Here is a 14,816-nt window from a genome sequence, read left to right on the forward strand (position 1 = left end):
ACGTCACCTCCGATTTCCTTGCGCGGACAGGGCGGTCACCGACCGAGAGGTGTCACGGACTATAAGTAGCGATGACAACGTTGGCAAGAGTTCATTGCCACGTTGAAACAATCACGCCGAACCCCCAGGTCAGTCGATATACCAACCTCTGACAACGTTGCTTCGCTCTGCCTAATGAGCCGCGGGCGGAGACGTCCGGAGTTCGTCACACGCCGCGTCACACGGCGGGCGTCTTCCATCGAGTACGACGGACCGCACCGGGCGGTCGCGGGAAACAGGGGGAGACATGACGAACACGGCCGTGGATTTCGAGGCGATCAAGGACAAGCAGCGGGCCGCCTGGCAAACGGGCGACTACCCGCGGGTGGGCAACACCCTGCAGATCATCGCCGAACTCCTGGTCGAGGCCGCCGACGTACGGGCCGGGCAACGGGTCCTGGATGTCGCCTGTGGTCAGGGCAATGCGGCGATGGCGGCCGCACGCCGCTTCGCCGAGGCGACCGGCGTCGACTACGCTCCGAACCTGCTGGAGCAGGGCCGCGAGCGCGCCGCCGCCGAACACCTGCCGGTGACCTTCACCGAGGGCGATGCCGAGAACCTGCCGGTTCCGGACACGTCGTTCGACCTGGTCTGCAGCACGGTCGGCGTGATGTTCGCGCCGAACCACCAGCAGGCCGCCGACGAACTGGTCCGGGTGACGGCGACGGGCGGCAAGATCGCGCTGGCGAGCTGGACCCCGACCGGCATGGTCGGGCAGCTGTTCAAGACGGTGTCGAAGTGGGCACCACCGCCGGCCGGGGTCCGCCCGCCGACGCTGTGGGGCACGGAGGATCACCTCTTCGAGCTGTTCGGTGACCGGGTCGAGTGGGTCGCGCTGAACCGGCGCGAGTACGTGTTCCGCTACCACTCGCCGGAGCACTTCTCGGACTGGTTCCGGGACTTCTACGGACCGATCACCCGGCTGGCCGGGACCCTGGACGGCGAAGACCTGCACCAGTTCGCCCGCGAGCTCGCCGACGTACCGCGTCCGTTCGACTACGCCGACGACGGTACGGTCGCCGCCCGCGCGGAATACCTGGAAGCGGTGGGAATCCGCCGCTGAGGGGTCACACTGATCCTGGGGGCATTTGACTGGTTGACCCATCGAATGCGGGGTTTGCCACCGTGATTCCGGGTGGCAAACCCCCAAGCTGGTGGGTCAGCCAGCCAAATGGGATCGGGGGGAAGGGGGATGGCGATGGTGACGATCCGGCTTCTGGGTGCGCCGGTGATCGAGTACGGCGGGGCGCCCGGTCGTCAGCCGCGGGGGCGGAAGGCCTGGGCGCTGCTCGGCTACCTGGTGCTGGCCGAGCGGCCGCCCAGCCGGCGCCGGCTCGCCGAGCTGTTCTTCGCCGACGCCGAGGATCCGCTCGGCGCCCTGCGCTGGACCTTGGCCGAGCTCCGGCGCGCGATCGGCGGACCGGAACTGCTCAGCGGGGATCCGGTGGTGACGGCGCTCGACGGTACGACGATCGTCGACGTGCTGGCGCTGACCGAGCCGTCGGCGGAACCGGAGTCACTGCTCACGGTCGGCGGCGATCTCCTGGAGGGCGTGGAGCTGGAGTCCTGTCCGGAGTTCGAGTCGTGGTTGCTGGTGGAGCGTCGCCGGGTCGCCGGTGCGATCGAGGCGCGGCTTCGGCAGAACGCCATCGCGTTGCTCGCGGCCGGACAGTCCAACGCGGCAATTCCCTTTGCCGCAAAGGCGGTTGAGATCAATCCGTATGAGCAGGGCAACCATGAACTGCTGATCCGGAGCCTCGCCGCGTCGAGCGATCGGGTCGGCGCGCTGCGGCAGATCGCGATCTGCGAGGACCTGTTCCGCCGCGAGCTCGGCATCGGGGTGTCCGGCTCGCTGCGGGACGCCGCTGAGGTCCGTCCGCGGCCGGGTCCGCCGCTGACTGGCCGGGCGGCCGCGGTCAGTCAGCTTCAGGCCGGGCGCGCGGCGATCGTGGCTGGTGCGGTCGACGCCGGTTTGCAATGTCTGCGCCAGGCCGCGGCGCTCGCGGTCCAGTGCCACGACAAGACGTTGGAAGCAAGGGCACTCGCGGCCCTCGGTGGTGCCCTCGTGCACGCGATCCGCGGTCACGACGAGGAGGGCGCGATCATCCTGCACGAGGCCGTCCTGGTCGCCGAGCAAGCCGGTGAACGGCCGACTTCGGTGCTGGCGCTGCGCGAGCTCGGATTCATCGAGGTCCAGGCCGGCCGGCGCAAGACCGCGGACGAGTGGCTGTCCAAGGCCCAGGCGCTCGCCGAGACCGACGCGGAGTCCGCCGCCATCCTCGGTGTACGCGGGATGAACTCGTCCGACCGGGCCGACTATCCGGCCGCCTTCGACCAGCTGGGTGAATCGGCCGAACTCGCCGCCCGCTGCGGCGATCCCCGGCAGCAGGCGTGGTCACTCTCCCTGGTCGGCCGGGCGCATCTGCTGCGATCGGAATACAGCCAGGCGGCCACGGTCCTGGCCGAGACGCTCGAGCTCGTACGGCAGGAACGCTGGATCGCCTTCCTGCCGTGGCCGCAAGCCCTTGCTGCCGAGCTCGATCTGTACGCCGGCAAGCTGGACACCTCGGCGGAGGGCTTCGAGCAGGCCTGGGCGCTGGGCTGCCAGCTGAACGACCCGTGCTGGGAAGGTATGGCGGGCCGCGGCCTCGCGTTGCTGCACGCCGGCCGGGGCGACTATCCGGGCGCGACCGAGTGGCTCGATCTCGCGCTGACCCGGGCGAGCCGTGAACCCGATCGGTATCAGTGGGTCCACGCGCACGTCCTCGACACCGCGACGGGGACCGCGCTCGACCGATCCGACGGTGAGCGTGCCCAGGGTTTGGCGAGCAGCCTTGCCTCGCTTGCGGCTCGCTGTGACCTGCGGGAGCTGCAGGTGCACGCCCAGCTGCACCTCGGCCGGCTCGGCGACCAACGGGCCACCGCTGCCGCTCGATCGCTCAGCGCCGACATCGACAATCCCGCCCTGCGCGCGCTGGCTCAGTCGTAGGCGGCGTCCACCAGGAGTTCGGAGCTGCGGCCGGGCTCGCTGAGCACCGCGCGGATCACATGCCGCTGGTCCCACCGGCCACTCGCCCAGGCCAGCGCCTTGGCCAAACCGTCGAAGGTCGCCGCATGCGGAGCGCCGTCATCGTCCACCCACCACGACACCTCGGCCCCGTCGACCGTCAGCTCCTCGTGCTCCCACCACATCGCCGGGACCTCGGGGACCAACTCACGCACGATCGCCGGTACGTCGGCCTCCGTACCGTCACCGTCGACCTTGCCCTCGGCAACTTCCTGTGCCATCGGTACGTCGAACAGGTCGCTCAGCCCGTCCGCCGCCGCACCGGAGGCGACGACGAAACCGCCCAGATCCTCACGCTGTAACCACATCGGGCCATCCACGACCACCGCACGGCTCGCCCCGGTGACGCGGGTCAGACCGTCGTCCGCGAGGACCCGGACCTGCTCCGGCGCAGCACCCGGGAACACGGGCAGCGTGCCGAGCTGGCTCCAGAGTCGCAGGATCGCGCTCTCGTCGACCTCGCGATCCGGATCCGCGAGCCGTTCCAGCAGCAGACTGATGCCGTCGGCATCGAGATCGCCGACCTCGCGGACCAGCCCGACCGCCGTACGCACCTCGGGATCGAGCCCCGCCGTCCACTCCGGGGCCTCGTCAAGGAAGCTCGCCAGCACCGGGTCGGCGTCCGGATCGGCCCGTCCTGCCAGGGGTTCGCCGTCCTCGAGCAGCACGCGTTCGCGGATCCACCAGGCCGAGTACGACGGGACACCGAGCGCGCGGTCATCGGGACCGACGACGCGTACCTGAGTGACCAGGGCACGGCGCAGATCCGGCGACGAGCCGAACAGTTCGAGGACCCGCGGCCAGGCATCGTCGGTGATCCAGTCCAGGTCCCGGATCGCGCTCAGCTCCCCGACCGTCGCGCCGTACCGGGAGCCGTCCGGTGCCACGTCGTACGCCCAGTCCTCGATCCCGTCGAGGTCGTTGAGCGCTTCGGGCAACTCGTCGAGCGCGACGTCCGAGGCCGTCACCACACCGAGGGTCGCGAGTACGCCGACCGCCTCCAGCGCGGGCAATCCGTAGCGGTCGAGCAGTGCCTGGTCCACCGGCGCGACCTCGTCGCGGTCGAGCACGGACTCGGCCTCGGACCCCGGAATGACGAGCGCGTTCGCCGGGACGAGATCGCCGTCGGCGTCCCTGAGCGCGAGGTCGGCAAGCCACCACAGGCCGTCCGCCTGGGACGGGTCGGCGGCGACCAGACTCAGGACGGCGTGAGCGATGGCGTCCGGATCGTCGGCTTCCAGCGAGTGCTCGACAGCCGTGCGTACGGCGCTGTCCTCCAGCAACGTGCGCGGCGTCGCCGGCAGTGCGCCGAGGCGTTCGAGCGCTGGGTCGACAGCCTCGGGGTGGACGACGCGGACGCCGTACTCGCCGAACTCCTTGAGGACGTCGACGGGCAGATCGGAGCCTGGGAGAAGGAGGCCGCGGACACCGCGGACAAGGCGGCCGTCGGCGAGCGGGACGGGCAGGGTGCCGAGGGATTCGCGCAAAAGCGCGTCCGTCACCATGCCGGCCAGCGAGGCGTAGAGACCGCGCCACCACTGCGGCGATTCGTTGGCGCCGAGCTGGTCGACAACCTCAGCCAGCTCCAGCCGACGTACCTGGAGGGCATCGAGGGCGGTCCGGAACTGAAGACTGGACCGAACCAGCCCAGGCACGAGCGGTGCCAGCGTTGTGGTGAAGGCTTCATCGGCCCCTTCCACGACCACCGCATCCCGAGGCCGGATCAGCGCCCCGTCCGCCACCGCTCTGAGGATCGCCGTGTCCGGCAGGACGGCGGTGATCTCATCCCGGACCGCCCGATCCAACGCGCCCGCCGCCAGGCCGGTCGGCACCAGCCGCAGTACGTCGTCCCCGTCTTCAGCCCTCAGCCTGAGCAGCTCGGCGTACGCGGCCGCGGCTTCCCGCACCAGCCGATCCGTCAACGGGCCCTGGGCCACATGACGCCGCGTGGGATCCAAGGGAAAAGTTGCCAACAGCAACGCATGCAGACTGAGCGCCTCGTCGGTCGGCGTCGGCGCGTGCACGACTCCTGGCAGCTCGACGGCCTCATCCCGCGGCAGGGCCCACAGGACCGACCACTGGGGCCGGGTGCGTTCCTCGGTGGGACGGTCGGCCAGCAACTGCTCTCGTTCGTGGTCGTCGAAGACGCCGGCTACGCGATGCACGTGCCAGCGAGACTCGGCATCCTCGATCACGCGGTGGCCGTCGGCCGTCGCGATCTCGATGCGTTCGAGACCGGGGAGGGCGAGGAGAAGCGCGTCGCCGGCTTCGTCGAGAAGGCGACGTACCAGCGCGGCCGCGGCCTCGTCTCGGAGGGGCAGGATGACTGCCGTGTCATAACCCTCCGGCGGCTCACCGTGCGCCTCGAACGGCAGTCGCAGTACGGGGACCTGGCCGTCGCGCCGTCGTACCTCGGTCTCCAGCCCGGCCGACCCGAGGTCCGCGATCGCGGCCGCGGTGTCCGCCTTCGAGAAGCGCACACCGCCGCTCCGCGAGAGGATCACCGGCTCGTCCGTGACCGCGAGTACGGCGGCGAAACCGACGCCGAACCGCCCGACTGTCGCCTCGTCCCGCTTGGCCGAGGCGCGCAGTGTCGCCAGTGACTCGACCCCCTCGGCGGACAACGGCGTACCCGTGTTCGCAACGACCAGTGTGGTGCCGCGGAATTCGTACAACACCCGTCCTGGCGTGCCTCCGCGCGCAGCCGCATCCGCCGCGTTCTGCGCCAGCTCGGCGACGACCCGGTCGGCATACCCACCGAGCGCGAGGTCCTCCTCGGCGTTCGCATCCTCCCGGAACCGCACCGGGGCCGCCGCCCAGCCGGCCAGCACCCGCTCCCGAATCCCAGCTGTCCCGAACACGTCGTCACTCACGCGCCGAAGTATGCCCGGTCAGCGGCCCGGTACGGTTCCCGGTTCCAGGCTCAGTGGTTCCTGACCCCGGTTCGGGCTCAGTCGTTCCGGACCGCGGCCCCCTTCGTCCCCGCCCGGCCGAGGAGCAGACCGAGGGCGATCATGCCGACGGCCAGCACCACATGCAGCCAGTTGTCCGCGGGGTTCACCGGCACGAAGTTCGCCGAGCTGTCATGCTCGATCACCAGACCGTAGATGAACAGCACGGCGTACACGACGCCGCCACCGATCAGGAATGCCCTGGCCCCCTGGAAGCTGCGCGCCATCACCAGCCCGACGACACCGAACAGCAGGTGCACGATGTTGTGCAGGATCGACACCTCGAAGATGCCCAGCAGCAGGGCGTCCGACTCGAACCCACTGAAGGTCATCGTGTCGTAGCTTGTGGTGACACCCGGAATGAACCCCAAGACGCCGACCAGCAGAAAGACCGCGGCGACCGCCGTCGCAGCCTTCTGAATCGTCGTCGCCGTCATCCGACCGGCATGTACGTCTGCCATCTCGACCCCTCCCTCTGGCCGTTGCGGTCCACCGGCCGACCCGGCGGACTCTGCCCGCCAGGTACCCCGGGGGGATCCCTCGAACCGGTCGGTTCGGGAGGATCAGGCAACGATTTCGACACGGCCCGGTGCCGAGGTTGCGGCCGACGCGGACGTGGCTGGGGCCGTCGCTTCGTTTGCAGGGTTGCCGAGTCAGTCGTTTGCAGGGTTGCCGAGTCAGGGTGGCAGGGCGCGGCTATCGTGGTCCGGTGATCGAACCCGGCAGTCGGTACGTCGCCCTCGGCAGCTCGTTCGCCGCGGGCCCAGGAATCAGCCCGATCGCGCACAAGGCGGCGGGACGATCAGGCAACAACTATCCGCACCTGGTTGCCGCCGACCTGAAGCTCGACCTCGTCGACGTCACCTACTGCGGCGCGACCACCGCGAACCTCGTCGACACCCCGCAGGACGCGGCACCACCCCAGGTCGAGGCTGTCGGGCCCGACACCACGCTCGTCACGATCACTGCCGGAGGCAACGATCTCGAGTTCGTCGGGACGTTCCTCCGCGGCAGCATGCTGAACACGCTGGCCAAGCCCGCGACCCTCCTCGGCCGCCGGGTCGCGAACCGGATCCGGGCAAGAGTCAGCTACCTCAAGGACGACGCCGCCTACCAGGCCGTCACGGATTCGCTCGTCACCGTCGTCGAGCGGGTGCGGGAGCGGGCCCCATCGGCGCGCATCCTGCTGGTCGACTACCTGGCCCTGGTCGGACCGAGTACCCGGCCGCGTCTCGACGTACCACTGAATGAAGAGCAACTGCCCAGCGTGGCTCTGATGGCCGATGGGCTCGCCGCAGCCTTCGCCAAGGCGGCCGCCACCGCTGGCGCCGAGCTGATCGCGTCCTCGGCCGCGAGCCAGGACCATGCGATCGGCTCGTCCGAGCCCTGGACGACCGGGTTCAGCCTGCGCCCCGGCTTCCTCGGCGGGTTCGTGCCCTACCATCCGAACGCGGCCGGCATGCGAGCCGTTGCGGACCTGATCGTGCGGACGCTGAAAACGTAGGCTCGGACCATGAAGGTGCGGCAGGCTTCGGATGCGGACGTCGACGCGGCGGTGCGCACACTGACCCGGGCGTTCGAGGACTACCCGATGACGCGGATGGGCCTCGACCCGGACAACTACCTTGATCGGCTGACGGAGTACCAGCGACTCTTCCTGACCGGGATCGGCCTGCGGCACGGCCGCGTCTGGGTCACCGACGACGCCAGTGCCGTCGCGGTCTGGACCACGCCGGCCACTCCCCCGGACGCCTTCGCAGCCCACGCCGACGCGTTCGCGAAGCTGGCGGGCACACGCGCGGCGCTGGCCGCCGAGTGCGAGCAGGCGATGGGCATCTTCCGACCCCGCGAGCCGGTGTGGTTCCTCGCCGTGGTCGGCGTCGATCCGGACCGCCAGTGCCAGGGCCTCGGCCGGGCCGTCATCACCCCCGGCTTGGCTGCCGCCGACGCCGAGCACTCCCCCGCCTTCCTGGAAACCCAGGACCCAGCCAACCTCGCCTTCTACGAATCCCTCGGCTTCACCGTCGTCGCCGAACTCGAACTCCCCCACCGCGGGCCGATCCACTACGCCATGTATCGCCCGGCATCCTGAGCCCGGAGGGCGCCTTCGCGATGACGAAGGCGCCCTCCGGCCTGATCAGGGATTGAGGAAGCTGGCGTGGGGTGGCTGGTTGTAGCCGGTGTTCTGCCAGGCGACCGCGACCCGGTACATGCGGTCCTGCATCAGGGAGACGTGCGAAACGCTCGTCGAGTCGGTCGTCGAGTAGATCCGCAACGCGGTGTCGTTCGACGTCGGCCAGATGACCTCTTCCCGCCAGTCGCCCAGAATGTCGGCCTGCAACGCCGGCGTGGCCTTGGTTCCGTTGTTGGCACGTACGCCGCTTGCCGTGAGCAACCGTGTGTCGCCGCCGGTGCCGTACTTGTCGATGTGGGTGCCGTCCAGCAGTTCGCGCTGCCGGTCGCCGTCCCACCAGATCACGAAGTTCGTCGACCCGGGTTTGCGGCTGGCGACCTGTGCGCCGTTCGTCGCCGATCTCAGCCCGGCGACGGCCGACGACCACACCTCGGCACCGGCATGACCGGACCAGATGTCGTCGCCCACCGCACGGCCGTTGTCGCAACCACACGACGCGGCACGCCACAACGTTTGGCCGGTCCGCGCGTCGGCCACCCAGTCGGCCGGTTTGGACCCATCCTCGGACGGCTTGTAGACCTCGAGCCCAGCGCGACTCGGCACCAGATCGCCTACGTGGTAGGCATCCCCGTGGCCGAGTCCGTTGACCCACAGGCCGTAGCCGTTGTCGTCGATCGCCATCGCGCCGTACATGATCTCGTCGCGACCGTCACTGTCGACGTCGGCGATCGACAGCTGGTGGTTGCCCTGCCCGGTCCACGCCGACCCGTTGCTCGAGCTGCTGCTGTCGAACGTCCAGCGCCGCGTCAGCGTCCGGTTCGAGTAGTCCCACGCCGAGATGACCGACCGCGTGTAGTAGCCGCGGGCCTCGATGATGCTCGGCCGCGTTCCCGAGACGTACGCCGTACCGGCGAGGAAGCGGTCGACCCGGTTGCCGTACGAATCGCCCCACGACGACACGGTGCCGCGCGGCGGGACGTAGTTGGCGGTCGCGAGCACCTCACCGTCGGCGCCGCTGAAGACGGTCAGGTACTCCGGGCCGGTGAGGATGTAGCCGGAGGAGTTCCGATGGTCGGCGTTCGCGTTGCCGATCACCTGGCCGGTGCCGGAGCGGGAGCCGTCGGCGGTCTTCACCACCACCTCGGCGCGACTGTCGCCGTCGTAGTCGAAGACCTGGAACTGCGTGTAGTGCGCACCAGCGCGGATGTTGCGGCCGAGGTCGATCCGCCACTTGCGGGTGCCGTTGAGCTCGTACGCGTCGAGGTAGACGTTGCCGGTGTAGCCGGCCTGCGAGTTGTCCTTCGCGTTCGTCGGGTCCCACTTGAGGACGATCTCGTACGCGCCATCGGCGTCGAGGTCGGCGACGGACGCATCGTTGGCGGTGTAGGTGTAGGCGACGCCGTCAGGGGTCGTGCCGCCGGCCGGTTTCTGGATCGGTACGTCCTGACTGGCGGCCAGGGTCGACACCTCGCCGTCGGCGGTCGCCGGTGTCCGGGCTTCGGTGCCGCCGATGAGCGGGCGGATGCTGTAGCGGGCGTTGGGCGGGGCGCCCTCGTCCAGGTAGTTGGTGACCTTGGTGGTCGCGATCCGGGTGGAGTCGCGGTAGACGGCGTACTCGAGGTTCGCCGGGTCGTTGTGCAGCAACCGCCAGGACAGGAAGTTGCCGTTCGTGGTTCGCAGGCTGACCAGACCGCGGCCGAGGTTGGCCGTGTCGGTGGGGACGAGACTGTTGAGGGCCTTGATCGATACAGCAGCGGGCTGGGCCGAGGCGTTCGACGTGGCCGCGAGCGTAGCCGGAGCGTTCAGCTCGGCTGCGGGCTTGGCTTCGGCGTGGGCCGCCGTGAGACCGGCGGTCAGTGTGGTGATCGCGACGGCGGTCGCGAAGAGTGGCTTCAGACGACGTTTCATGGTGGCAGACCGTCCAGCGTCGGGCGCGGGAGCGCGATGGGTGGGGCGGGCCCATTGATCCGCGGACTCCCGTCCCGGCCAGCTGGTCACACGAAACGGGAGCTAACGCCTTCCTGTGCACGGGAAAGCGTTTCCCGTAATGTAGGGGTCGCGCCTGTACGTGTCAATAGCGCTACAACCGGTAGTCCGATGCCGGTCACTTCGGGGTGTGCACCCACGGGGTGGTCGTGGTGACGGGCACGAAACCGAGGCGCTGGAGGATCGGCGAACTGTCGTCGGAAGCGTCGACCTGGAGGTACTTGTAGCCGAGTTCCTCAGCCCTGGCGGCACGGATGGCGACCAGCGCCTTGTAGATGCCCTTGCCTCGCCATTCGGCGAGGGTCGAACCGCCCCACAGACCGGTGAAGTCGGTGCCCTGCTTGTAGACCGCCCACGCCGCCGACACGACCTGACCGGCTGCCTCGGCAATGTAGATGTCGGTCAACCCCGTAGCCTGGTGTCGGACCAGCTCGTCGGCCAGCCAGGACCAGTCGTCGTTCCAGACGATCGATTCCATCGCGGCGATCCGCTCGAAGTCGACCGTCTCGCCGGTACGCCGGATCGCGACGCCGTCGACGGATTCGCGCCCGCGCAGCCGCTCGACGATGTCCGCGCTCTCGGCGACCAGCACGGTCTCCTGTTCCTCGGGTTCGAAGCCGGCCGCCCGGAGCCGGTCGGGCAGATCCGCCGGCTGGTCGTGTCCGCGCAGCTTCCACTCGACCGCCTGCCCCTTGGCGGCGAAGAAGTCCCGCTGGCGCGCGATCAACGCGTCCACCTCGGCGCCGTCGAGCCCTTCCAGCGAGCGGTAACTCACGAACCCGCGATTCGGATACTCAACCCGAATCACCGGCCCATCCATACTCGTCGGCACCCCCGCGCCTTCACTCCCGCCCCGCAGCTGTTCGTCGTACGCCGCCAGCAAAGCGGCGGCCTGTGCATTCTTCGAAGATCCCGTCACACGTGGACTCTGGCACGAGGTACGGCGATCCCGCGCCTCATTTCACCGAGTCGTAGCCTTCGTCACTCCGCGCCACGCACTCCGCCACCAGCCGTAGGAATCCTCGGGCCGGTGCTCAGCCTGCCCGCGACGACTCCGACGACCGGCACGTGCCCGGATCGTGCGGCGCGGGTCGTCGCTCAGGTATTGGTGGCGCTCGTTCTTCTCGTTGGCGAAGTGACTGAGCGAGACCATCAGGTTCAGCGGTTCCATCCGTCCGTCCTCCAGTTCATCAGCACCCGAGGTGGTGCCTATACCTGGACGTCGGATCAGCTCGCGGCATCTTGACATCGGTCGGCGCGATCACTCCCCGCGACCGCGGTCGGCGAGCGCTGTCGGCGACGCTGCTGTCGGGGACGCTGCTGTCGAGCGTGCCGTGCGGACCGGTCCGACCCGTCGGATCAACCGGACTTCTCCGTAGCGAGGACGAGGCGGCGGAGGAGGGCTTCCAGGCGAATCCGGTCACTCGAGGAGAGCTCCTCTACGAGCTCCTGCTCGACGCGCTGGATCTGGTCGATGCCTTCCTCCCAGACCTTGTGCCCGGCCGGCGTGAGGGTCGCGACCACCTTGCGGCGATCGTCGCGGTCATGGGTCCGCTCGACGTACCCACGCTTCTCGAGCGCGTCCAGCCGGTTGGTGAGCGCAGCCGCCGACATGCCGAGCTGCTTGGCCAGCTCCCCCGGCGTCGCGCGGTACGGCGTTCCGCCCCGGCGCAGCATGTGCAGCGTCTTGAACTCCCACCACTGCAACCCGTACTCCGCCAGGACCGCGTCCCGGTGCCGGTCCAGGTACTTCGTCAGCACCTGCAGCCGCACCGTGATCCCCTCGACCCGCCGATCCAAGTCCGGCAACTCGTTGGCCCAGAGGTCGACATGCTCATCCACCGAATCCTTCACCCGTCTAACTTTTCACCGACTGAAGCTTAGTTGTCAAATATTTCGACGTCGAAATACTCTGCGGGCATCATCAACTCCCCCGTGAGGACATCCGATGGCCCAGCTCGCCGTACCCGCACTCATCACCGCCGCCACTCTGCTAATGCGCGCGGCCCGATGGACCGCAGCGACCGACCTCCTCCGCGCCGCGACCGCCGACGACCCAGCCGATCGCCGCGCCCTCGCCCTGGCCCTCGCCGAAGTCGCCGTAGACCAGGACTTCGCCCAGCAGACAGACCAGGCCGGACCCGAACTCACCGCCGCCGCGGAGGCACTGGAAAACTTGCCTGACGCAACCAGCAGCTGGGACCTGGCCATGCTCCACCTGCGCAAGGACTACTCGAAAGCGCTGTTCCGCCCGGACACGACAGCGTCCGGCGCTGAAGCACGCGACCAGACGAAAGCAGTTGCACTGACCGGACGCGCGTTGCACCTGCGCGACGAGGCACCTGACGACGCGCGCCGGGGCTTGGCGTCGTTCTATGCCGGCGTCATCGCCGATAACCTCGCCGCTGACCAGACGGCGGCCTTCACCCACTTCACCACAGCTTTGGAGCTCGGTGAGCGATCTGGCGACGATCTCCTCGCCTCCCTGGCCCTCCGCCACCTCGGCGACCACGCCCACACCGAAGGTGACCTCGAGCTCGCCCGCGAGCAGTGGGAACGCTCGACCGAACTCCGCCAGAAGGTAGGCCATCTCCTGGGGGCACTGGCCCAACAAGCCCTCCTCGCCGTCCTACTACGCGACGAAGGCAACACCGCCGGCGCACGTGCGCTGGCGACCGAGGTCCACCGATGGTCGCACCAGGTCGGCCTCGAGTTCATCACCAAACAGACCGCCGAGCTCATGCGCTGACAGGTCCTAGATGCGGTCGGGCAAGGCGAACTCGGCCGGGACGCCGGCGCTGTAGGCGATGTGGTCGGGTGGCCGGGTCAGGTCGGTGAGGCCCACTGAGGCCAGGAGGCCGCGGTCCTCGAAGGTCAGCAGGTCGGCGGTGTGGAGGGGCCAGGCTGGGTGGTAGTTGGGGAGGTACCAGGTCCGGCCGGCTCGATGGATGTGCAGACCCCAGCGGGCGGTGAGGAACTCTTCGAGTGGTCCTGGTTCGAGCGGTTGACCTACGCGCACAGTGACAGTCGCGGAGGCTTGGACGCCTGGCCAGCGGATGGTTGACGTGTAAAGGTGCTGGTTGCCGTCAGCAACATGTGTCATGCGGGCCCAGCGGTACGGGAGGCCGAAGACGGCTCGGGCGGCCGCGACGACGGGCAGCCGGTCGGCGTCCAGGCTCAGGAAGACGACGCCACGCCGGCCTGAGGTGTCGACGGAGTACAGGCGGACGTTGGTTTCCAGGAACGCGCCCCAGTACGGGACCGCCGGCCCGTAGGGCAAGCCGGTGTCGACCATCCGGAACGCGACGAGGCCGACGTACGTGCGTCCCTCGAAGGTGTCCGGGCTGGTGCCGGCTGGGAAGAAGTGCGCGACCACGGCGGGATCCACGGCCCAGTGCAGGAACGTCAGCTCCCGCCACTCCTGGCGCAGGATCCGCGGCCGCCGCAGCCGCGGTGCCGCCGGCCAGCTGGCATCCATACCACTGAGCCTAGCCGTCAGCCCGCGCGACTTCAGCGCCCTGGAGGTCCCCGGCCTCGTGGTCGGAGACCTCCAGGAGTCCTTCAGATCGGTTCAGGACGAGAAGGCGGCGTCGAAGGAGGCGGTTGGGGGGTCGAAGGCGAGGGAGCGGACGAACTGGAGGGCTTCGGCGGCGCCGACGAGGCGGTCCATGCCGGCGTCCTCCCATTCCACCGAGATCGGGCCGTCGTACCCGATCGTGTTCAGCATCCGGAAGCAGGCCTCCCACGGTACGTCGCCGTGGCCGGTGGACACGAAGTCCCAGCCGCGCCGGGGGTCGCCCCAGGCCAGGTGCGAACCCATCCGGCCGTTGCGGCCGTTGCCGACCTGACGCTTCGCGTCCTTGCAGTCGACGTGGTAGATCCGGTCCTTGAAGTCCCAGAGGAAGCCGACCGGGTCGAGGTCCTGCCAGACGAAGTGCGACGGGTCCCAGTTGAGCCCGAAGGCCTCCCGGTGCCCGATCGCCTCCAGCGCCGCGGTCGTCGACCAGTAGTCGTAAGCGATCTCGGACGGGTGCACCTCGTGCGCGAACCGGACGCCGACCTCGTCGAACACGTCGAGGATCGGGTTCCAGCGGTCCGCGAAGTCCCGGTAGCCGGCCTCGACCATGGCCGGTGGCACCGGCGGGAACATCGCGACGGTCTTCCAGATCGACGAACCGGTGAAGCCGACGACCACGTCGACGCCGAGCGCACGGGCGGCGCGGGCAGTCGTCTTCATCTCCTCGGCGGCGCGCTGCCGGACACCTTCCGGGTCACCGTCGCCCCAGATGTGCGCGGGCAGGATCGCCTGGTGACGCTGGTCGATCGGGTCGTCGCAGACGGCCTGACCGAGCAGGTGGTTCGAGATCGTCCACAGCTTGAGGTTGTGCTTTTCCAGGATGTCCAGCCGGTCGCGCACGTACGCGTCGTCCTCGGCGGCCCTGCGGACGTCGAGATGGTCACCCCAGCAGGCGATCTCCAGGCCGTCGTACCCCCAATCCGAGGCCAGTCGGGCCACCTCCTCGAACGGCAGGTCGGCCCACTGGCCGGTGAACAGGGTGATCGGTCGAGCCATGACGCATGTGCTCCTTTCGTCTAAGAACACGCCGGTACGGCGCCCGGGCGGGGGCGCCGAACCGGC

13 protein-coding genes are annotated in these 14,816 nt (G+C 69.2%); 5 read left to right on the plus strand and 8 right to left on the minus strand.

Annotated features, from left to right (window positions below; translation table 11 throughout):
- Positions 1 to 286 precede the first annotated feature (286 nt).
- Positions 287 to 1,102 carry a methyltransferase domain-containing protein gene (locus AB0F43_RS22685; RefSeq protein WP_360480055.1) on the plus strand — a complete coding sequence of 272 codons (816 nt, stop codon included), beginning with the start codon at positions 287 to 289 and terminating at the stop codon, positions 1,100 to 1,102.
- A 129-nt stretch (positions 1,103 to 1,231) separates the two neighbouring features.
- The gene (locus AB0F43_RS22690; RefSeq protein ID WP_360480058.1) at positions 1,232 to 3,028 is read left to right on the plus strand and encodes a BTAD domain-containing putative transcriptional regulator; all 1,797 of its coding nucleotides are present in this window, start codon (positions 1,232 to 1,234) and stop codon (positions 3,026 to 3,028) included.
- Here the strand turns inward: AB0F43_RS22690 and AB0F43_RS22695 are convergent.
- On the minus strand, positions 3,019 to 5,979 hold the full coding sequence (locus tag AB0F43_RS22695; RefSeq protein ID WP_360480061.1) for a hypothetical protein: 2,961 nt from the start codon (positions 5,977 to 5,979) through the stop codon (positions 3,019 to 3,021). The two genes, AB0F43_RS22690 and AB0F43_RS22695, sit on opposite strands and share 10 nt — an antisense overlap.
- Before the next feature lie 77 nt (positions 5,980 to 6,056).
- Complete coding sequence (locus AB0F43_RS22700; protein WP_360480064.1) at positions 6,057 to 6,518, minus strand: DUF4383 domain-containing protein; 462 nt, start codon at positions 6,516 to 6,518, stop codon at positions 6,057 to 6,059.
- Positions 6,519 to 6,766: 248 nt separating this feature from the next.
- On the opposite strand from AB0F43_RS22700, the gene AB0F43_RS22705 reads away from it, so the two are divergent.
- Both AB0F43_RS22705 and AB0F43_RS22710 read left to right on the plus strand, forming a co-directional pair.
- Entirely contained in the window at positions 6,767 to 7,561 is a 795-nt protein-coding gene (locus AB0F43_RS22705) for an SGNH/GDSL hydrolase family protein (RefSeq protein ID WP_360480067.1), read from the plus strand.
- A 9-nt stretch (positions 7,562 to 7,570) separates the two neighbouring features.
- Entirely contained in the window at positions 7,571 to 8,149 is a 579-nt protein-coding gene (locus AB0F43_RS22710) for a GNAT family N-acetyltransferase (RefSeq protein ID WP_360480070.1), read from the plus strand.
- Between the two features lie 45 nt (positions 8,150 to 8,194).
- Here the strand turns inward: AB0F43_RS22710 and AB0F43_RS22715 are convergent, their stop codons facing one another.
- From AB0F43_RS22715 to AB0F43_RS22730, 4 genes are all read right to left on the minus strand, one after another.
- The gene (locus AB0F43_RS22715; protein ID WP_360480073.1) at positions 8,195 to 10,099 is read right to left on the minus strand and encodes a rhamnogalacturonan lyase; all 1,905 of its coding nucleotides are present in this window, start codon (positions 10,097 to 10,099) and stop codon (positions 8,195 to 8,197) included.
- A gap of 196 nt (positions 10,100 to 10,295) precedes the next feature.
- Positions 10,296 to 11,096, minus strand: coding sequence for a GNAT family N-acetyltransferase (locus tag AB0F43_RS22720; RefSeq protein WP_360480076.1), 801 nt, complete (start codon positions 11,094 to 11,096; stop codon positions 10,296 to 10,298).
- A 42-nt stretch (positions 11,097 to 11,138) separates the two neighbouring features.
- Complete coding sequence (locus AB0F43_RS22725) at positions 11,139 to 11,348, minus strand: hypothetical protein (RefSeq protein ID WP_360480079.1); 210 nt, start codon at positions 11,346 to 11,348, stop codon at positions 11,139 to 11,141.
- Positions 11,349 to 11,536: 188 nt separating this feature from the next.
- Positions 11,537 to 12,031, minus strand: a complete 495-nt coding sequence (locus AB0F43_RS22730; protein ID WP_360480082.1) for a MarR family transcriptional regulator — start codon at positions 12,029 to 12,031, stop codon at positions 11,537 to 11,539.
- 94 nt (positions 12,032 to 12,125) lie between these two features.
- On the opposite strand from AB0F43_RS22730, the gene AB0F43_RS22735 reads away from it, so the two are divergent.
- Positions 12,126 to 12,926 carry a hypothetical protein gene (locus AB0F43_RS22735; RefSeq protein ID WP_360480085.1) on the plus strand — a complete coding sequence of 267 codons (801 nt, stop codon included), beginning with the start codon at positions 12,126 to 12,128 and terminating at the stop codon, positions 12,924 to 12,926.
- A gap of 6 nt (positions 12,927 to 12,932) precedes the next feature.
- Here AB0F43_RS22735 and AB0F43_RS22740 read toward each other — a convergent pair whose 3' ends face one another.
- Together AB0F43_RS22740 and AB0F43_RS22745 are read right to left on the minus strand one after the other, a co-directional pair.
- Entirely contained in the window at positions 12,933 to 13,655 is a 723-nt protein-coding gene (locus AB0F43_RS22740; protein WP_360480088.1) for a DUF2071 domain-containing protein, read from the minus strand.
- A 93-nt stretch (positions 13,656 to 13,748) separates the two neighbouring features.
- Positions 13,749 to 14,750 (minus strand): sugar phosphate isomerase/epimerase family protein, encoded by a 1,002-nt coding sequence (locus AB0F43_RS22745; RefSeq protein WP_360480091.1) that lies wholly within the window; start codon positions 14,748 to 14,750, stop codon positions 13,749 to 13,751.
- Positions 14,751 to 14,816: the final 66 nt, after the last annotated feature.

Origin of the sequence: Kribbella sp. NPDC023972 (assembly GCF_040639075.1) — a bacterium.
Lineage (GTDB): Bacteria > Actinomycetota > Actinomycetes > Propionibacteriales > Kribbellaceae > Kribbella.